Origin of the sequence: Desulfovibrio sp. ZJ369, assembly GCF_011039085.1 — a bacterium.
Classification (GTDB): Bacteria; Desulfobacterota; Desulfovibrionia; order Desulfovibrionales; family Desulfovibrionaceae; genus Desulfovibrio.
Genome location: NZ_JAAKEI010000007.1, coordinates 13,323 through 32,594, shown reverse-complemented (window position 1 = coordinate 32,594; position 19,272 = coordinate 13,323). Strand labels below are relative to the sequence as shown.

The 19,272-nt window shown below is 62.7% G+C and carries 14 protein-coding genes; 3 read left to right on the top strand and 11 right to left on the bottom strand.

All coding sequences use genetic code 11. The features are described from left to right. Positions 1-262 precede the first annotated feature (262 nt). Together G7Y51_RS03750 and G7Y51_RS03745 are read left to right on the top strand one after the other, a co-directional pair. Entirely contained in the window at positions 263-1,231 is a 969-nt protein-coding gene (locus tag G7Y51_RS03750; RefSeq protein WP_165175048.1) for a 4Fe-4S dicluster domain-containing protein, read from the top strand. Beyond that, positions 1,228-1,710: a FeS-binding protein gene (locus tag G7Y51_RS03745; RefSeq protein WP_165175047.1), complete on the top strand. Its 483-nt coding sequence runs from the start codon at positions 1,228-1,230 to the stop codon at positions 1,708-1,710. The genes G7Y51_RS03750 and G7Y51_RS03745 overlap by 4 nt, the downstream gene beginning before the upstream one ends. Positions 1,711-1,735: 25 nt before the next feature. Here G7Y51_RS03745 and rlmN read toward each other — a convergent pair whose 3' ends face one another. From rlmN to G7Y51_RS03695, 10 genes are all read right to left on the bottom strand, one after another. Beyond that, positions 1,736-2,809 (bottom strand): 23S rRNA (adenine(2503)-C(2))-methyltransferase RlmN, encoded by a 1,074-nt coding sequence (gene rlmN / locus G7Y51_RS03740; RefSeq protein ID WP_165175046.1) that lies wholly within the window; start codon positions 2,807-2,809, stop codon positions 1,736-1,738. A gap of 127 nt (positions 2,810-2,936) precedes the next feature. Then, complete coding sequence (locus G7Y51_RS03735; RefSeq protein WP_165175096.1) at positions 2,937-4,268, bottom strand: HD domain-containing protein; 1,332 nt, start codon at positions 4,266-4,268, stop codon at positions 2,937-2,939. Positions 4,269-4,646: 378 nt separating this feature from the next. Then, positions 4,647-5,813, bottom strand: a complete 1,167-nt coding sequence (gene dsrP, locus G7Y51_RS03730; RefSeq protein ID WP_165175045.1) for a sulfate reduction electron transfer complex DsrMKJOP subunit DsrP — start codon at positions 5,811-5,813, stop codon at positions 4,647-4,649. Between the two features lie 12 nt (positions 5,814-5,825). After that, a complete protein-coding gene (gene dsrO, locus G7Y51_RS03725) occupies positions 5,826-6,617 on the bottom strand; it encodes a sulfate reduction electron transfer complex DsrMKJOP subunit DsrO (RefSeq protein ID WP_165175044.1) in 792 nt (263 codons plus the stop codon). After that, on the bottom strand, positions 6,617-7,000 hold the full coding sequence (gene dsrJ, locus G7Y51_RS03720; RefSeq protein ID WP_165067491.1) for a sulfate reduction electron transfer complex DsrMKJOP subunit DsrJ: 384 nt from the start codon (positions 6,998-7,000) through the stop codon (positions 6,617-6,619). Before dsrJ ends, dsrO begins: the two co-directional genes overlap by 1 nt. Next, a complete protein-coding gene (dsrK, locus tag G7Y51_RS03715; protein WP_165175043.1) occupies positions 7,001-8,662 on the bottom strand; it encodes a sulfate reduction electron transfer complex DsrMKJOP subunit DsrK in 1,662 nt (553 codons plus the stop codon). Positions 8,663-8,674: 12 nt separating this feature from the next. Beyond that, positions 8,675-9,694, bottom strand: a complete 1,020-nt coding sequence (gene dsrM / locus G7Y51_RS03710; protein ID WP_165175042.1) for a sulfate reduction electron transfer complex DsrMKJOP subunit DsrM — start codon at positions 9,692-9,694, stop codon at positions 8,675-8,677. A gap of 102 nt (positions 9,695-9,796) precedes the next feature. Further along, entirely contained in the window at positions 9,797-10,345 is a 549-nt protein-coding gene (locus tag G7Y51_RS03705; RefSeq protein WP_165175041.1) for an RsbRD N-terminal domain-containing protein, read from the bottom strand. A gap of 322 nt (positions 10,346-10,667) precedes the next feature. Continuing rightward, on the bottom strand, positions 10,668-14,585 hold the full coding sequence (locus G7Y51_RS03700; protein ID WP_165175040.1) for a translocation/assembly module TamB domain-containing protein: 3,918 nt from the start codon (positions 14,583-14,585) through the stop codon (positions 10,668-10,670). Next, entirely contained in the window at positions 14,585-16,519 is a 1,935-nt protein-coding gene (locus G7Y51_RS03695; protein WP_241160121.1) for a BamA/TamA family outer membrane protein, read from the bottom strand. Before G7Y51_RS03695 ends, G7Y51_RS03700 begins: the two co-directional genes overlap by 1 nt. A 390-nt stretch (positions 16,520-16,909) precedes the next feature. Between G7Y51_RS03695 and G7Y51_RS03690 the strand changes: the two genes are divergently transcribed. Further along, the gene (locus G7Y51_RS03690) at positions 16,910-17,257 is read left to right on the top strand and encodes a DsrE family protein (protein ID WP_165175038.1); all 348 of its coding nucleotides are present in this window, start codon (positions 16,910-16,912) and stop codon (positions 17,255-17,257) included. Between the two features lie 165 nt (positions 17,258-17,422). Here the strand turns inward: G7Y51_RS03690 and typA are convergent, their stop codons facing one another. Beyond that, entirely contained in the window at positions 17,423-19,258 is a 1,836-nt protein-coding gene (gene typA, locus G7Y51_RS03685) for a translational GTPase TypA (RefSeq protein ID WP_165175037.1), read from the bottom strand. Between the last annotated feature and the right edge of the window lie 14 nt (positions 19,259-19,272).

Genomic DNA, 19,272 nt, shown 5'->3' with positions numbered 1-19,272 from the left:
CGCCTTGCCTCGTCTGCTTTACATTTTCGGCAATATGATTGAAGGCGGAAGTGTCGGATCGTTGTACGCGGCTTTTCCGAAGCATTGGCGTCGTGAACTTGCCGCATGCGGCACAATGAATATGCCTTGCCGGCAAGCGGCACACGCCACGCTGTTCTGTTCCTGAAATTTGCACGGTATGTTTTTTCACTGCCCGGCCAGAACCTGTTTGAACATTGATCACGCTTTGTGACTGCGGCCGCAATGGAAGGATAGATCGGTTATGGACAGTCGTGGGCATCGACGCCGCTTTTTGAAGTGCGTCGCGGGTCTGGCCCTTGGCGGGGCTTTGCCGCTCGCTCCGGGCAAAGCCCAGGCAGCCGGCAAGGATCTGGTCACCCTCATTGACGTGGATGCCTGCGTGGGCTGCGGTCAATGCGTGCAGGCCTGCCGCAGCCGCAATCTTGAGCGGATTCCTTTGCCGGTGAAACCCATTCCGCAACCCTCGCCGCAATGGGTGCGCGTGAGCGACTGGTCTGAGCGGCGCGACACCATCGATCGCCTGACGCCCTATAACTGGCTGTACATCCAGTCCTGCACAGTGCGGACGGAGCAGGGCGAGCGCAGGGTTTTTCTGCCCCGGCGCTGCATGCATTGCACAAATCCCCCCTGCGTCAATCTCTGCCCCACCGGCGCGGCCCGCCAAAACCGGAACGGCGCGGTCTATATCGATCATTCCGTGTGCATGGGGGACGGCCAGTGCGACCGCGCCTGCCCCTGGCTGATTCCCAGGCGCCAATCAGGGGTTGGGGTCTACCTTGCGCTTGCGCCGCGGTATCTGGGCAACGGCCAGATGTTCAAATGCGATTACTGCCGGGAATTGCTGGCCCAGGGCAAGCCGCCTGCCTGCGTGGCGGCCTGCCCCCATAAGGCGCAAAGCATCGGGCCCCGCGCAACAATGGTGGAAAAAGCTCAAGCCCTGGCGCAGGAGCGCGGCGGCGATATTTTCGGCCTCAGGGAAAACGGCGGAACCAATGCCTTGTATGTCTCCTCCCTGCTTTTCCGGGATATAGAGGCGGCTCTGCTGCGTGAGGAACAGATCGGACCCGGACGGCCCAGCATGCGCCCGGCGGGCGCCAGCATGGAGCGCGAAAACCGTTTGCTGGGCACAGTGTTGCTGGCTCCGCTGGCCGGAGCGGGCCTGGCTTGGGTGCGCGCCTGGCGGGAAAAACAGAAAAAGCGCAACGTATGACGCAACGCCCCAGGCTTTTCTCCTCTTTTTTCACTCTGCTGTGGTTCGCCGCCGTGCTGGCGGCCGTCCTGAGCGGCCTGGCGCATCTGCCTGTGGCCTATCGCTGCGGCATCATGCCTGCCTGGCGCTCGTCGCCCACAGTGGCGCATTATTGGTCCGCGGCCGCGCTCCTGCTGCTGGGCGCATACGCTGCCGTGGTCTGGTGGCGTCTGGGACGCCGGGAATACGCCCTGACCCGTTTCGGCCTGGTCCGGGTCATCTTGCTGGGATTTTTGGGGATCAGCGGTATAGTCCTGATCCTGCATAACCTGCCGGGTTTTTCCGTGTACGGCTCCACCTATGCCCTGATCAAGCTGGGGCACCTGTTCTGCGTTCTTGCGCTCTTCCCCCTGGTATGTATGCGTCTGCTCCTGCGCGGGCAGTGGTTCAGATCCCGGAGCGCGGCAGAACCCCGCCGCAAACGCCGGGCCCGCCCCTGAAAGCGGGGCCGCGGCCGCTGTTCTTTCAGGCCGGGTCGGTATGCCGGGCCGCTTTGAGCTGCCCGCAGGCGGCCTTGATGTCCTGCCCTTTGCTTTTGCGGATGATGGCCGTTATCTGTCGTTTCCAGAGATATTGCTCAAAAGCCAGAACCCGCGCTTCGTCCGGAGCGGCGTAGGGCGCGCCTTCAGCCGGGTTATAGACAATAAGGTTGAGCTTGCCTTTGCCCCTGCCCATGCCGTGGATCAGCCGGGCCAGCTCCCTGGCCTGTTCCGGCCCGTCATTGATGCCGCCAAGCAGCAGATATTCAAAGGTGATCCGTTCCCGCGTCTTCAGCGGGTAGGAGTCGAGCGCGGCCAGAAGTTGCTCCAAAGGCCAGCGCGCCGCCTTGGGCATGATACGGGCCCGCAGCTCCTGCGTGGGCGCATGCAGGGACACGGCCAGATAGGCCAGACCGCTCTCGCCCAGCTCCGCCAGCCCTTTTTCAATGCCGCAGGTGGAGACCGTGATCCGGCGCGGCGAGAAATTGAGCCCCTTGTCATTGTTCAGGCTGCGCAGGGCGCGCATGACTTCCGTGAGATTGAGCAGGGGCTCGCCCATGCCCATGAAGACCAGATTGCGCAGTATGGGCCAGTCCGGCCGCTTGTCGCCCAGATGCTCGCGGGCCACCAGAATCTGACCGAGGATCTCGCCCATGTTCATATTGCGCTCAAAGCCCATCCGGCCTGTGGCGCAAAAGGTGCAGCCCATGGCGCAACCCACCTGGGAGGAAAGGCACTGGGTCCAGCGCCGGACGCCCTCGCGCGAATCCGAGGGAATCAGCACCGTCTCCACCAGCGCGCCGTCCTCCAGGCGGAGCAGAAACTTGGTGGTGCCGTCCCGGCTTTCTTCCAAACCGGCGACATCGGGCCAGGAAATGCGCGCCGCCGCGGCAAGGCGGGCACGGCAGGCCTTGGAAACATCGCTCATGTCCGCAAAGTCGCGGGCCATTTTTTGCCAGATCCACTGCCAGACCTGCACGGCCCGGAATTTGGGCTCGCCCAGCTCGTTCTGCATCCAGGCCGTGAGTTCGGGCAGGGTGAAATTGAGAAGATTGATCATGCTTGGTCCTGCCCGCCGTGTGCGGCCCAAACCGCGGAACCCCGGAAGCGGCTATCTCTGTGGAACAGAATCAGGCTGTCCGGGAGAAAGTTCAAAGATGTCAGGGTGCCCTCAGCACGCCTGCGGGTCAGCCCACGGACTTGCGCGCATAGGCCCGCACAAAATCCACGGCGGATTCCAGATCCGTGACCTCGCCCGCGATCTGGGCCTGCAAAAGCGCGTCGCGGATCACGCCGACCAGAGGGCCGGGGGTCAGGCGGGTTTCGCTCATAATCTCATTGCCGTTCAGAAGCGGTTCCAGCATCTGCTCCGGCGTTTCGGCCCGATCCAGGTATTTCATATTGTGATTGAAGGAGGTGTAGCTGCCGTCGCGGGCCTGAATGTCGGCGCGGGACATGGCGATAAGCCGGGGATATTCGTCCAGGGCCTTGAAGCGGCGTATGCCCCTGTCCGTCATCATAAAGTGAAAACGCATGTGGTGGTTGACCAGATGGCAGAGCAGGTCAATGTCTTCCGGCGCGAAGTGCAGGCGGCGGAGTATCTTGCGCGTGACCTTGGCCCCGACCCGGTGGTGCTGGTAGAACGTCCACTGGCCGTCGAAGTATTCGCCGGTATAGAGCTTGCCCACGTCATGAAAGAGCATGGCCATTGTGCCCAGCCAGTCATAATGAAAGCCTTCCTCCGGGTAATACTGCATACATTTCAGGGTGTGCTCGAAAACCGTCTCCTCCTCGCCGTTCTTGTTGCGTTGCTGGCGGATGCAGGAAAGCGCCGCCACTTCAGGAATCAGACCTTGCAGGATGTGCGCGTCATACAAGAGGCGTACGAAACGGTACATGGACTCCGCAGCCACCTTGCGCCATTCGTCCATAATGTCCGTGGCCGGCACATAATCCAGCACGCGCGTCGAAGCCCGCACAATGGCCAGCCAGGTATTGGGCTCGATGGGGATGTCGTAATTGGCCGCAAAACGCAAGGCCCTGATAGCCAGAAGATAGTTGTGGCGCAGGGTTTCGTCAGGCAGACCGGCAAGGCGGATGGTTCCGCCCTTCACGTCCGCAAAACCCTCATACGCGTCGCCGCTGGGCGCGGGGCTGCCGAAGCCGGTCATGCGCAGTTGCCGCCGTTCTCCGGGTTCCAGCATGGCCGCCATGCTGGGCGTGATGCGCAGCAGGGAAAGTTCGGGGTGGCCGGCATCCGCTACTTCCAGGGGGTAGAAGCGGAAAAGTATCCCGTTTTCCTCCATCTCGGCCATGGCGCGTTTTTCGGGCTCCATGCGCGCCTTGGGAAAGAGCTTGATCAAGGTATCCATATCCGGCTCGCAGCCGATGTCAACAGCCGGTTGCGCGGCTTTTTGCAGCAAAGCTTCCTGCAGGGGGGCGTTGATCACATGCGCGTCATAACCATTGCGCAGCAGGGTTTTGCAGATGATGATAGCTTCCTTCAGCGCGTTCTGCATCATGGGCTCCTAGAACATATTGCCTTTAAAACGCTGCACAGGGTACAGCGCGCCGCCATGCGGCGTTGCTTCCGGGAAAAATCGTTCCCCGGAACGACATCTTTGAAATTTGTAAAATTTCAAAGGTAATCCGGCCGAGAGCATGGTAAAGGTGAAAATGCTCTGGCGAAAAAGGAAAGACGAGATGGCTCAGTATGCACAGGCCGGGGCCTGAAAGTCAAGCATGTCGCATTGTTGGCAGCGAATCCCCCGGCGCAGGGGAGCGGATGCCGGGAACTTTTGGCGCAGCTCTTCACAGAGGGCAAACGGGCCGGGGCAGCAAAAACGCCCCGCGCTTTTGGGCGCGGGGCGTTGTGGAAGTTCATGCGGCAGGAATCGTCAATCTCCGAAATGCCCGCTTTCTTTCTTGACCGCCAGGGCGATCTTCCAGAGCAGGGAAAGCACCAGCGCGCCCACGGCATAAACGCCGAGCGCCACCACAATTTCCTTGAGCGTGGGCATATATGGCGTGATGGCTTCAAACATATTGGGCGTGAAGCCGCCGATAAGCAGGCCCAGACCCTTGTCGATCCAGGTGGCGGCCACCAGCATGATCAGCGCCACGGGCATCAGCGGGCCGGTGCGCCATTGCGGCGGAATCAGGAGGGCCAAAGAGGCAAAGGCCATGATGACCGCGGCCCACATCCAGTAGCTCACCCAGGCCAGATGCCCGCCGTGCCCGGCGAACAGGAAGAGCATGGGCTCCATGTGGCCCGGAATCTGGCTGTAAAAGGCGGTGAAGAGCTCAAGCAGATAGAAGAAGACGTTCACGCACATGGCGTAGACAATGATCGTGGCCAGAGTCCTGATGGCTTCCTTGCCCGGCTCGAAGCCGGTCAGCCGCCGCAGCAGCAGCATGAGCAGCAGGAGGATGGCCGGACCGGAGCAAAACGCCGAGGACAAAAAGCGTGCGGCCATGATCGCCGTCAGCCAGTAGTGACGGCCGGGAACGCCCGCATAGAGGAAGGCCGTGACCGTGTGGATGGAAAAGGCCCAGAGAATGGAAAGGTAAACCAGCGGCTTCACCCATTTGGGCGGTTCCACGTCCCGCAGTTCGGCCTCCAGAGTGACCCAGCCGATGACGATATTCAGGCAGAGATAGCCGATCAGCACGATCATGTCATAAAACATGACCGAATTGGGCGTGGGGTAGAGCATGACATTGAGCATGCGCTGGGGCTGCCCCAAATCCACCACGATGAACAGGGCGCATATGACCACGGCCGCCACGGCCATGAACTCGCCGAAGATGATTATGCGCTTGAATTTCTTGTAGTGGTGGAAATAGGCGGGCAGCACCAGCATCACGGCCGAGGCCGCCACGCCCACGAAGTAGGTGAACTGCGAAATGTACAGACCCCAGGACACATCACGGTTCATGCCGGTGATGGTCAGGCCCGTCTGCAATTGCTGCCAGTAGACAAGGCCGCAGCCCGCGATGACGCAGAGCAGAAAGAGCAGCCACACATAGTAGGTCTTGGGACCGGTGAGCAGTTTTTCAAGCATGGCCTGTTCTCCCTAGATAAGGTAGTAGACGCCGGGTTGCGTGCCCAGGTTGGGTTTGCGGCGTATACTGTAATTGGCGGCCAGGGCCTGACGCACCGTTGAGTTGGCATCTTCCAGATCCCCGAAGAGCAGCTTGCCCCGCGAGGCCTCCACGCAGGCGGGCATCTTGCCTTCGGCCAGGCGCTCCACGCAGAAGTTGCATTTTTCCACCACGCCGATCATGCGCGTGGGAAAGGCCGGGTTGGGCACGGGATCGGGCAGGAACTGGCGCGGATCCTTGAAGTTGAAGGAACGCGCGCCGTAGGGGCAACCCGCCATGCAGAAACGGCAGCCGATGCAGCGGTGATAGTCCATGGCCACAATGCCGTCTTCCATCTTGTAGGTGGCCTGCGTGGGGCAGACCCGCACGCAGGGCGGGTTGCTGCAGTGATTGCAGAGCAGCGGATAACTGGCCTGGCGCGTTCTGTCGTTGATGTGCGCGTTCATGTCGTCCGGGAAGGCATGGGGGTAACTGTCCAGCCAGAGCCATTTGATGTTCTGATTGCCGGGAATGTGCGGCACGTTGTGGGCCGTGTGGCAGGCCTCGATCAGCGGTTCGTAGTCTTGCGGGCCCCGGAACTGGCGCGTGTCGATGACCATGGCCCAGCGTTTGGCGGTCAGGGATTTTTCATTCCGCACATAGCGCCCGGGCGCAATCTGGGCCTGGGCCGTGCCCGCAAGGCCGGTGAGGGCCGCCATCCCGCTGCTCAGGGCAAAGGCCGAAAGCCCCGCCACTTTCAAAAAGCTTCTTCTGCTCCTGTTCATCACTTGCCCTCCGTGGGAATAATGTGGCAAGTCCAGCAATAGGGATAGACGCTGTTGGCCACGTGGCACTTCTCGCAGAATTCCTTGTAGTTGGTGTGGCACTTCATGCAGGTGTTCTGCAGGCTGATGGTCCACTTCCTGCCGTCCCTGGCGGAGACATAGACGCGATTTTCCTTGCGCAGGGCCTGATCGCGCCACTCGTCGAGCAGGCGCATATGCTGGGCGCGCATGAATTCCACATCCTCAATGCAGTTCTTTTCGTCCTTGGGCAGCACCACGCCGGGATTGGTGTAGGATTGCCCCAGAAAGCTCATCCAGAACGGAGAGGTGAACAGGATCACAAAGATGACGATCCCGATAATGACAGCTTTGGCGTTATACATTTATTGGCCCTCCCCCTGCGCCCGGGGCGCATCCGCCGGGCTTTCCTCCGGCTCGTCCTCCGCCACGCCGGGCAGGTCTTCCTGGCGCAGATTCATGGTGCGCTTGCTCTCGCCCTTCATGACCAGGGCGTTGCCGACGAGCTCATGCAAGCCGCTCACCGAAACCCCAGGCGCCCAGTAATCGGCCAGCGGCGGCAGGGTGGCGCGGTCGATGGCGCAGACGCAGGCCATGTGATTGACGCCGTATTTCTGCTGCACATAGCGCAGGGCGTTGCCGCGTGGCATGCCCGCGCGCATGCGCAGTTCCATGATTTCCTCGGTGTTCAGGCCCGAACCCGCGCCGCAGCAGAAGGTCTGCTCGCGGATGGTGTTTTCGGGCATTTCCACGAAGTTGTTGCAGACGGCCTTGAGCACATAGCGGGGCTCCTCAAGCAGGCCCATGCCGCGCGCAGGGTTGCAGGAGTCGTGGAAGGTGGTGACCAGATAATCGTTGCGGCTCGGATCCAGCTTGAGCTTGTTGTGGTGGATCAGATCGGCCGTGAACTCGGCAATGTGGACCATCTTGGTGGATGCGGCATTGCTGAACACCGTGCCCGTGACGGGCGAGACCGGAATTTCCATGTTGGACGGAGCAGGGCCGTTGTAGGTATCCATGTACTGATTGATCACGCGCCACATGTGCCCGCACTCGCCGCCCAGGATCCATTTGACGTTCAGGCGGGCGGCTTCGGCGTACATCTTGGCGTTGAGCTTCTTGGCCATGTTGAACGAGGTGAAGGAACCGAAGTTGCCGCCTTCCGAGGCATAGGTGGAAAAGGTGTAGTCCAGATCCAGCTCGTGGAAGAGCAGCAGATAGCCCATGAAGGTATAGATGCCCGGATCCGCGAACACGTCGCCCGATGGCGTAATGAAGAGGATTTCGGCATTCTTTTTGTTGAAGGGCGTCTTGGGCCGGATGCCGGTCACGGTTTCGCAGTCGTCGGCCAGCATTTCCACGATTTCCACAAAGGAGTGAGGCTGGATGCCCAGATGGTTGCCCGTGAAACTGCAATTTTTGACCGGATCCATGATCCAGTGAATGCCCAGGCCCACCTCATGCAGCAGTTCGCGCACGATCATGGTGATTTCGGCAGTGTCGATGCCGTACGGGCAGTACAGGGAGCAGCGGCGGCATTCCGTACACTGGTAGGCGTAGTAGAAGAGCTCCTTGACCACGCTCATGTCCCAGCTGCGCGCGCCTGCTTTTTTGCCCAGAATTTTGCCGAGCATGGTATGGTCGCGGCGGTACAGCGAGCGCAGCAGTTCGGCGCGCAGCACCGGCATGTTTTTGGGGTCATTGGTGCCCAGGAAAAAATGACACTTGTCCGCACAGGCCCCGCAGCGCACGCAGATGTCCATGAAGAGCTTCAGCGAGCGGTGTTTTTCCAGCCGCTCGGCAAAAGCGTCGCAGAGGATTTTTTCCCAGTTTTCGGGCAGATTCCAGTCTTCCGCGGCCGGATCCCACTCGTGGGGATTGGGCATATGCAGAAGTTCCATGGTTTCCTTCTTGGCCGGGTAGCAGAAACTGCCCGGCGTGAATTCCGGCTTGGTGTCGAGCCAGCTTTTTTCCGGAAAAGCCGGACGGCTGGCCACAAGCATTTGCGGCGTAGGTAACTTTGCCATGATTACGACTCCTTACTCGGCGGCCTTGTCGGGTTGCTTTTCCAGCGGCAGGCCTGCTTCGGCCATGGCGTCGCGGTAGGCATCCTCGTATTCGGCGTAGGTGAAGTACTGCTTGGGCGGATTCCAGGGATTGATGTGCCGCACCCGCCGCGAATTGTTGGCCATGTTGCGGGTGGGGCTGAAGAACACGCCCGGCATATGCGCGAGCTTGGAGAAGGGGAAGTAAATCAGCAGCACGCTGACCAGGGTAAGGTGCACGAAGAACATGGCATTGATGCCATCGGGCGCTACGGGCGCAAAGCGCACCAACCCCATGATGAACACCTTGACCTGGGCGATTTCGGTCTTGTCGAAGTAGCGCAGGCAGAGACCCGTGCCCGCGATGCCGATCAGCAGCCAGAGCGGGAAATAGTCATTGAGCAGGGAGAGGTAGCGCAGGCGGCGATTGAAAAGCCGCCGCCCCAGAAGAAAGAGCAGGGCCACGAGCACCAGGCCGCCGGTCCAGTAAAAGCGCGGCGAGCCCACCTGCATGATCCCGTCAATGGATTCCAGAAAAGTGACGGCCGCGGGCACCGGCTCCACGAAGAAGCGGAAATGGCGGATGAAGATCAGCAGGAAGCAGTAGTGGAAGAGCAGGGCGAAAAACCACAGCCACAGGGAAGAGTAATAGATGTTGCGCGGCCCGTTGCTCACGGGATCGTTTTCGCGCACGTCGGCCACGGTATTGCGGAACAGGGAGCGGAAGAAAAAGACTTCCAGAAACATGCGCTTCACCACGCCCCAGGTCGTGCTGGGACAGTCGATCTTGTTCTGCCTGATGAAATCAAGCGACTGTTCCTGCCCGCCGGTGGTGGGAATGCGGAAGGGCACCGGCGATTTGGCCCAGTAGACCATGCGCCAGACCATGCCGACAATAAAGACGACCGCCGCCACATACGGCAGCGCCACGCCGAACAGGGTGGCGAACCCCGCGGCCGCTCCCGCCCAGGCGACGGCTCCTGTGAGCAGCACCAGCAGTAATGATGAAAACATTCCCTACCTCACTTCCACTAAAGTTGTCTCAAAAGCCCCCAGCGGGCTTTTGAGAAGAACAGTCATTCCAGGCGTCTTGCACCGCGCCATGCCCTGGCGGCGTCAGTGCCCCTCCGTGCCGGATGAGCCGGGCGGATCGGACGGGCCGTTCTCCAATTGCTGCGCCCAGCGCGCCAGCTGCGCGTGCTGGTTGCGTATTTCCTTGATGCGTGACTCCGCGAGGGTTTCACGCGCCGCAACATAGATGTCAAACGCCAGCAGCGTCAGGCTGTCCAGGCGCGATTCCGCCTCCAGATAGGCGTCAAGCTCCCCTTGAGCGGCACACAGAGGCAAAAGGCGCTGCCGCAAAATGGGCTTCATGAGATAAAACACGCCGAGCCCCTGACTGGGCAGGTATTGCTGCACGGCGCGCAGTTTGACGAAACGCTCCAGCGCGCCCTTCACTGTTTCCATGTCCACGTCTTCGCCGGCCACGGCATCGTAAACCGCCGCCGCCGCCTCCCTGGTCATGTGCGCCACGGGATTGCCGAAAGGATCCTCTCGTGTGCGAAGAAACCCTTTTGTTTCAAATGGATATGTCGAATAGACCGCCTCTGTCCAGAGGCGTGCCACTTCCTGTCTATGGCTGCGAAAAAGTTCCAGTGCGTTCATGCGTACCACGGAGGGGGTGTAAAGATGACCTTCTCATATAAGGGAGAAGGAGGAAATGCGTCAAGCCCTCCCCCGCATTTACGCCAGGGCAGACGCATTTAATTAGAGCGTTTTGCTCATGAAATTAGCTAAACGCTCTGGCGACAGCGGTTTCGTTGCATGTTTTTTGTGGTAACTAATTGCTGTCTCCATCCGTAGCTTCCTTCGTCGCAACGGCTGAAGCCTGGACGCGAAATGATGGCAGCGAAGTGATTGAAAATGGATATTTTCAATCAAAAAATGCTCTAGTAGGGCGTTTAGCTAATTTCATGAGCAAGACGCTCTAATAATTGTACTTCCAGCGGATGCCGCCCCAGGTGTTCTCCTGCTCGGTGCGCAGCTCAAGCTTGGTGCGGGGCGTCAGTTCCAGATCAATGAGAAAGGCCGTGCTGTCCTGCTTCATGCCTTGCTCCACGCCCACATAGATTTGATCGCTGATGTATTTGCCCATTTCCAGGCTGGGGCCCGCGGCGTCCGGATCATCGGCCGGCCCTCCGGAGGCCGAATTGATGCGCAGCACGTCCACGCCCAGGGTTTTCCGGGTAAAGTCGAAGATCCCGGCCCCGCCCGATCCGAAACCGGCCAGTTGGGCCACGGCCCCGGCCAGGCGCAGGGCCTCCAGCTGTCCCAGCTCGTCAGTGCTGCGGCCGAACAGAATGCGCGAGATGATCTCCTCCTGGGGCAGGGAAGGATCGCTGCTCAGGCTGAGCTTCATTGTGCTCACCGTGCCGCTGATATTCACATGGGCCGTGATATCCGGGGTTTCGCAGGTCAGCACAATATCCAGCAGAGGATTGGACAACGCGCCCCCGCCAAAGGTGATCACCCCGCGCGTGAGCTTGAAATCCTTGGTCAGAAAATTGAAATTGCCGCATATGGCCCGCAGCTCGCCGGTGATCAGCGGGTCCGCCAACGAGCCGCGCACCAGCAGATCGGCCTGCCACTCGCTGGTCAGGCCGTGGCCCTGGACCATAAAGCGCCCGGGCGCGCGAATCCGCATATCAAGAAGGCCGCTACCTCCTTCGGCCGGAGATGCCGCGGCGGGCGCGGCCTGACGCCGGGCCCTGGCCGGAGGCGCGGGCGCTTCGCCGGCGTCCTGCACAGGCAGGGTGGCGATGCCGCCGCCGCGCGCCAGCTTGTTGAGCAGCAGCGCGCCCTGATTGATCACGATCTCGCCGCGCACCTGCGGCGCAAAGGCGCTGCCCGTGACCTGGGCCCCGCCGGAGAGATCGATGCGCAGATCCCTGCGGCGCAAGGGCCGCAAATGGTTGAGGCTGCCCTGAATACTGAGATTGCGGCCGTCCGCGTCGCCCGTGCCCGCCAGGCGCAGGCTGCCGCCCAGGCCGTCGGCGGCCGTGAGCTCCAGGCGCAGGCCGCTCCCGGCCAATATGCCGCCCACCGGGCTTTGGGAGCCCGGTTTTTTCCCGCGCTCTGCCAGATCCAGGCGCAGATTGATGTCCGTGAGCAGCACGCCCAGCAGCAAATCCTCGTAGCGGGCCTTGTCCACGCGCAGGCTGCCGCGCACGCGCGGATCAGCCAGGGTGCCGCCCAGATCCAGGGCCAGGGCCACCTGCCCGTCCAGACGCCGATCCGCCAGGGGCAAGAGGGTCCAGAGGGGACCCACCGCGCCCGTCCAGCGCACCTGCCCGCGCAAGGGCCCCCGCGGCGCGGGCCGGGGCAGGCCGTCGGCCCCGAACACAAGGGGCAGGCGCACGCGCAGACGCGCCTGACTGCCGCCCAGAGCCTTCACGCTTTCCGGGTTCAATTCCAGGCGGGCGGCCAGCGCATTGCCCGCGGCGGAACGCTCGATGCCGCCTGCCAGCGCCAAATCCAGGGGCGCCAGCGGGCTGCCCGGCACGCGCAGCTTATGCACGCGTACCCGGAAGTCCCCGCCGGGCGCGGCCGGGCTGCCGCTCAGGCGCAGGCGGGCCTCCACCAGGCCCGTGGGCAGGCCGGGCACAAGCGCGCGCCAGGGCTCCAGGGCCAGATGATCCACGTTGACGGAAAAATCAAGCTTGTCCGGACTCAGCACGCCTTGCGCCCGCACCGCGCCCGACGGCGCAAGCGCCAGATCCAGACCGGACACCGCAAGCCCCGCGTCGCCGTAGCGCACTTCAAGAGCGCGTCTGGCGCGCAGGCCCAGTTTTCGCCCGGGCACGCGCAGATCCAGAGTCCGCACCTCACATCGGCCGGGCCGCCATTGCGCCTGCACATGGGAACGCACGCCGCCCGTGGTTTTGATCTGCGCCTCCAGCGGGCCTTGCAGGGGCCCTTGCGCCGTGGCCTCGGCTCCCAGGGCCCATTGCCCCTGCTTGAGTCCGGCCAGGGCAAGACGCGCCGCAAGATTGGCCTGGCCAAAGGCATCCGTAAGCCGTGCCTCGCCCGTCAGCCCGCGCAGGCGCAGAGCCTCGCCCTGCCCCGGCGTGAGGCTGAAGCGGGGCACGGAAAAGCCGAGCAGGACCTCCTGCCCGTTTTGCCCCTGCTGCGAGGCAGAGCGCAGCGTCAGTTCCAGGGCCGCTTCTCCGTCCAGCCTGTTGCCCGGCACAAAGGCGGACAACGCCCGCCAGTCCGTGACCCGGAGGCGCAGGCTGCCGTCCAGGCCGGGCATTTTTTCAGGCACAAGCAGGGCCGTAACCTGGCCCTCGGCCGTCAGGCCCGCGGCGCTCAGATGCAAGCGGCGCAGACCGGCGCTCAGGGCGTCGTCCGCGCCGTGCAGGCCGCGCCCCGCAAAAAGACGGGTCTCAAGGCTCACGGGCTGTTGATCCAAACGGGCGCGCAGGGCCAGATCCGCGCCGGTTTCGCCCTGTTCCAGCGCCTTTTTCCAGGCCAGGGGCGCGGCTGCAAGCACCAGGCTCAGATCCTCCAGCTCATGCCCGCCGGAGGCCAGGGCCGCGCAGGCCAGCGTCAGCCGGACATCAGGCGCGCCGAGCGATCCGCGCGCCACAAGATCAAGGCTCAATGGCGCGCGCAGGGCGGAAAACGGATCCCGCGGCCCGGCCTTTGCCGGGTCAGAGGCGGACATGGCCGCCGCGTCTGTAGTGCCTCCGGACGAGGGAGCGGACGCAATCACGGCGCTGTGGAGCGCGGGATTCAGGCGGACATGCAACGCGCTGTCCACTTTCCCGTCCAGCCAGCTTTCCGAGCCCCCCTGCCAGACACCCCGCCCGCTCATGGCGAGCCGGCCGGCGGCAAGCTCCAGAGAGTCCAGGCCCAGACGCGCGTCAGTCGCCGGGCCCGTGGCTCCGGCCTCCAGTCCGGCCGTGAGCGCGAGCGTCAGGCGGGCTTCCGTGCCGAGCAGGGTTTCGGGCAAAGCCGCGTCGCGCAGCACAGGCCGCGCCGCGCGCGCCTCCGCATGGGCCTCCAGATTCAGGCGTGTCCGCTCGTCGGATGTCCCCTCAGGGCTGTTTTTTTCGGGCCGCGCCCGGATCGTAACCGTGGCTTGCAGGGCCTCGCTGCTCAGGCCGGGCAAAGCCAGCGGCCTGCCCTGCGCACCGGCCAGCCGGGCCTCCAGTTGCAGGCGCGCGCCCGCCGCCCCGGCCGCGAACCCGGCCTCCAGATTGCCGAGCAGGGCTCCGTCAGGCCGGCCCGGCGCAGCGCCGCCCAGAATGTCCGGGGGCAGGGCAAGGTTTTCCAGGGAGAATTTTTCCAGGCGCAGGGCAGGCAGCAAGCCCGGCAGATCAGTCCAGGTCCGGGCCGCGTCCGCCAGAGCCAGACGCAATTCCTGCTCGCTCAGGGGGGGCCTGGGCGGCTCTTCCGGGCCGGGAGGCAGATCCGGCAGGCGCGAAACAACAGCATTGCGGCTTTGCAGCAGGGCAATGCGCACGCTTTGGGGCAGGGCGCGCCAGTCCCAGACAAAGCTGTTTTCCGGCGCATTGAGCCAAATCCCGTGCGCGTCGGCCGCCGTGATCCCAAAGTTCACGGTAAAGGGCAGAGCTCCGGAGAGATGCGTGATCTTGATCCGCAGCCCGCTTGCAGCCAGGGAACTTTCCAGAGCCGTGTTGAGCTTTTCGGTCAGCCAGGCCTGCCCGGCGTCGCTGCGCAGGAGAAAAATCACGACCGCCGTTGCCAGCACCAGCAAAAGAAGCAGCGCGGCCAAAAGGCCCGACACAAGACGCGCCCGGCGAAAAGAGCGGCGCGCGCCGGGCTGCGGCGAAGGCGGGGAGGATTGCGGCGGCGCGGCCGCGTTGTTCTGCGCGCTCATCAGAAGGACTGTCCTATGCTGATATACACTTGCAGCGGCGGATCGCCCGCAATCCGCCGCAGGGGCGCTGCCACATCCAGACGCACCGGGCCGATGGGCGTGTAATAGCGCAGGCCCAGGCCCGCGCCCCAATCCATGTCCCCGATGATTCTCGGAAACTCGTCCTTGTAGACCATGCCGCCGTCCAGAAAGGGCACAATGCCGATATGTTCCGACACCTTGAAGCGCGCCTCCAGATTGACGATCTGGTAGGATCGACCGCCCAGGGGATCATCTTCGCTGTCGCGGGGGCCCAGGGCCTGATAGGCATAGCCGCGCACCGAGCCCGCGCCGCCCGCGTAATAGCGCATACTGGACGGAATGGCGCGCAGCGGCGCTCCGCTCATGGCCCCGCCTTCCACGCGCGCGGCCAGAATCAGCGTATCGTCGGGCTGGTTCTTTTTCCTGAAGGGCGCATAATAAAAGCTGGCCTCCACAGTGCCCGCCAGGACATTGAAGCCTTCTTCGTAATACCCGGTAAAGGGCTGGAGTTTGATCTCGATTTCCGAGCCGCTGCCGGGATTGAGCACATTGTTGCGGCTGTCCCGCCGCAGATGCGCGCGCGGGCTGAAGACGCCGTAGGCTTTGGTCTCATGCTCGTTGTCCTTCAGGGAGCCGCCCTCCCCGAACAGGCTGAGGCCGCCCCACCACTGCCGGGCAAGGCGGCGGTCAATGCCCGCCGAAGCGCCGGCCGCGGTCTTGAGATAGGCGCTGGTGTCCTCGCGCAGGGCCGAGGCCGAGGCCAGCAAACGCTGCTCGCGCTCCAGAAAGGCCGGTTTTTCAAAAGCCGCCTTCAGCCCCTGCATTTCCGTGGCAATGGGCGCGGTGAGCGTGAGCTTTTCGCCATTATGGAAGAGATTGCGGTGCTCCCAGACGCCTTCCACGCCCAGGCCCGTATCCGTATCATAGCGGGCGCTGCCGCTGATGGAGCGGAAGGCCGCTTCAGTCACGGAAATATCCGCGGGCAGCACGGCCACGCCGTCGTCGCGCCCGGCCCTGTCGGGCACCTTCACGCCAGGTTTGGCCTCAACGGAAGCGAACAGCCCCAGCCCGCGCAAGGTGTCGGCATACGCATCCAGCAGGGCGCTGTCCCAGGGCTGCTCGCCCGGCGTCCAGGGCGCAAGGCGCTGCAAATACTCGGCATTGACCTCTTTGGCGCCCTGTACCCGTATCTGCCCCATGAGCGCGGGCGGTCCGGGGTCCAGCACAATGTCCGCATTGAGCTGGCGGGCCTCGCGGTTCAGGCTGTAGCGCGCGTCCGCCACTTTGGCCAGGGGATAGCCTTCGCGGCGCAATTGTTCCGGCAGGGCTTCCACGGCCGCCAGCATGGCGTCGGCCGTGACCGGCTTGCCGATCTCCACGCCCGGCAGCTTGTCGGGAAAGGAGGGCGGCGGCAGATTTTCCCGCTCAAGCCCCCAAAAGCCCGTAACCCTGACCCGATCCTTAAAGGCGTCCGGCACCGCGGGCGCGGGCACATAACGCACCGCGGCCCTGCCCAGCACATAGCGGGAACCGGGCGTGAGCACAAGGGTCACGCGCAACGGGGACGCGGATGCATCCAGACTGAAGGCGGCCTTGCCGTCGTAATATCCCTGGGAATGGAGCAGCCTGACTGCGGTTTCCGTGTCGGCGCGGGCCCGGCGCTCCAGGCCCAGCATACTGTCCGGCGGTTCCTTGGCAAGCTGCGCGAGCTGGCTGGCGGCTTTCATCTTATCCGCCAGAGAGGCCGGACCGTCGCGCACCTCAATACGCAGGGCATAGGGGATGGGCGTGCCCTGCCAGGCCGGATCCAGTTCCGGCTCGGCTGCGACCATGTCCCCGGCAGAGTCCGCGGCGGTCGTGGTCAACAGTCCGCAGCCGCTCAGCAGCAGACAGGCCAGAAGCGCATAGACCACGCAAAACCCCTGCAAGGCCGGCCATGCAGGGCTTATATGCCTTCCCGCAGGCTGCTTCCGCGCCCACAAGGTCTGAACTGAGAAAAATGCGTGACGCATAGTGTAATCAATATATGCCGGAGCGTCTTTATCCGCAAGGCGGAAAGTCGCGTTGCTTCTCACAGGATGCCTCTTTTACGGCTATAATGCGCCGCAATGCGCGAGCCTGGCCAAACAACACGGCTCAAAATCTCCTCCGCGCCGCTCTTTTATGCCTCCGGACAGAACGGCGCTGCGACAATTGCTTTTTCTCGTGGCCCGGTCCGGCTTGGCAAAGAAGGCGGGCTTTGCTAGCATGATTCCTGCCGCGCTCTCTGGCGCGGGCTGGTATAAACGTCCTGGAGAAAAAGCATGAACTATGATCTTTGCCTGCATATCGACAGCAGCGAGCCGGCCACGCTGCAACTGGTTCTGAAAAACGCGGCCAATTACTGCAAAGCCCTGCCCGGCGAATCATTCCACCTGGTTGTGGTGGCCAATGGCCCGGCAGTGAGGCTTTTTACCGACGAACATACGGAACTGCGCGAGCAGGCCGTGCCGCTTATGCAAGAGGGCCTTGAAATCCGGCTGTGCGCCAATGCCCTGGCGGACAATAAAATTGAGCGCTCCCGGCTCTGGCAGGGCTGCGAGGTTGTGCCTGCGGGTCTGGTGGAAGTGGTGCGCCTGCAACGTGAGGGCTTTGCCTACATCAAACCGTAGAGCATTTTTTTGATTGAAAATATTCATTTTCAATCAAAAAATGCTCTAGCTAATTTCATTAGCAAAACGCTCTAAGGCTGTTGTCTGCCGGGGGGCCAGCCCTGCGCTTTCCGCCCTCCAGCGCAAATATGGCGAAGGGCTCAGGCCCGGCTGCGGGGAAAAGCCTCAGCTTTTGCTCTTGGCTGCCTTGCCCGCCATCTGGTAGCGCTTCTGGGCCGAAAGCTCGACCTTGCGCAGGCGCAGGGAAAGGGGCGTGACTTCCACCAGCTCATCCTCGCGCACAAAGTGCAGGGCGCGCTCCAGGGTCATTTTTTTCACAGGGGTGAGGATCACGTTTTCATCCTTGCCCGCGGCGCGCAGATTGGTGAGCTTCTTTTCCTTGGTGGCGTTGACGTCAATATCGTTGTCGCGATTGTGCTCGCCCACGATCATGCCCTCGTAGACCGGATCCCCCGGCTCCACAAAAAGCGTGCCGCGCGGCTCCAGATTGAAGAGCGCATAGGCCACGGCCGCGCCCGGCCGATCCGCCACAATGGAGCCGGAAAAGCGGGTGGGGAAGTCGCCGCGCCATTCCTCATAGCCTTCAAGGTAGGAGTTCATGATCCCCGTGCCCTTGGTATCCGTGAGGAATTCGTCCCGGTAGCCGATCAGCCCGCGCGAGGGCACGGAAAATTCCAGCCGCACCCGGCCCGTGCCGTTGTTGGCGCAGTTGAGCATGCGGCCCTTGCGCTGGGCCAGTTTGTCCGTGACCACGCCCATGAAGATTTCGTCGCAATCCACATACAAATGCTCAATGGGCTCCAGGGTTCTGCCGTCGGCGTCTTTTTTCAGGATTACCTCCGGCCGTCCCACGGAGAGTTCAAAACCCTCGCGGCGCATGGTTTCAATGAGAATCGCCATCTGAAACTCGCCCCGGCCCTTGACCAGAAAGGCGTCGCGATCCGCCGTGTCTTCCACGCGGATGGCCACGTTGCGCAGGCTCTCCCTGGTCAGTCTGTCCTGAATGGCCCGGCTCTGGACGATCTTGCCCTCGCGCCCGGCCAGGGGCGAAGTATTGATGCCAAAGCGCATGGCCACAGTGGGCTCATCCACCCGGATGCGCGGCAAGGCCTTGGGCTTCTCGCGGGTGCAGATGGTGTCGCCGATGGTCACATCCTCAATGCCCGCCAGCACCACAATATCGCCGGGCTGGGCTTTTTCCACCTCGCGGAGTTGCAGGCCGTCGTAAACCTGAAGTTTGGTGGCGCGCAGGGGTCTGGCTTCCCCGTCCTCGCCCACGCAGGCCAGGGATTCCCTGGCGAAAACCGTGCCGTGCATAATCCGGCCCACGGCCAGGCGGCCCAGATACTCCGAATAATCCAGATCCGCCACGAGCATTTGGAAGGGTTGCGCGGGATCATGGGCCGGGCCCGGAATTTTGGTCAAAATAGCCTCAAACAGCGGGGAAAGATCCTTCCGCTCGTCTTCCAGGGCGTTCATGGCCACGCCCGAACGGCCTATGGCGTAGAGCACGGGAAATTCCAGCTGCTCCTCGTTTGCGCCCAGATCAATAAAGAGATCATAAATTTCATTGAGCACTTCCCGGGGCCGGGCGTCCTTGCGGTCGATCTTGTTGATCACCACCACCACGGGCAGCCCGGCTTCCAGGGTTTTGCGCAGCACGAAACGCGTCTGCGGCAGCGGGCCTTCCGAGGCGTCCACCAGGAGGATGGCCCCGCTGGCCATGGACAGGGAGCGTTCCACCTCGCCGCCGAAATCCGCGTGCCCCGGAGTGTCGATGATGTTGATCTTCACGCCCTTCCAGGTCACGGCGCAATTTTTGGCGGCAATGGTGATGCCGCGCTCGCGCTCCAGATCCATATTGTCCATGACGCGCTCGTCCACATGCTGATCCGCGCGAAACACGCCGCTCTGTTTGAAAAGGGCGTCCACCAGAGTGGTTTTGCCGTGATCGACATGGGCGATGATCGCCACGTTGCGCAGAGAGTCGTTATGCTGCATGATGATAAACCTTG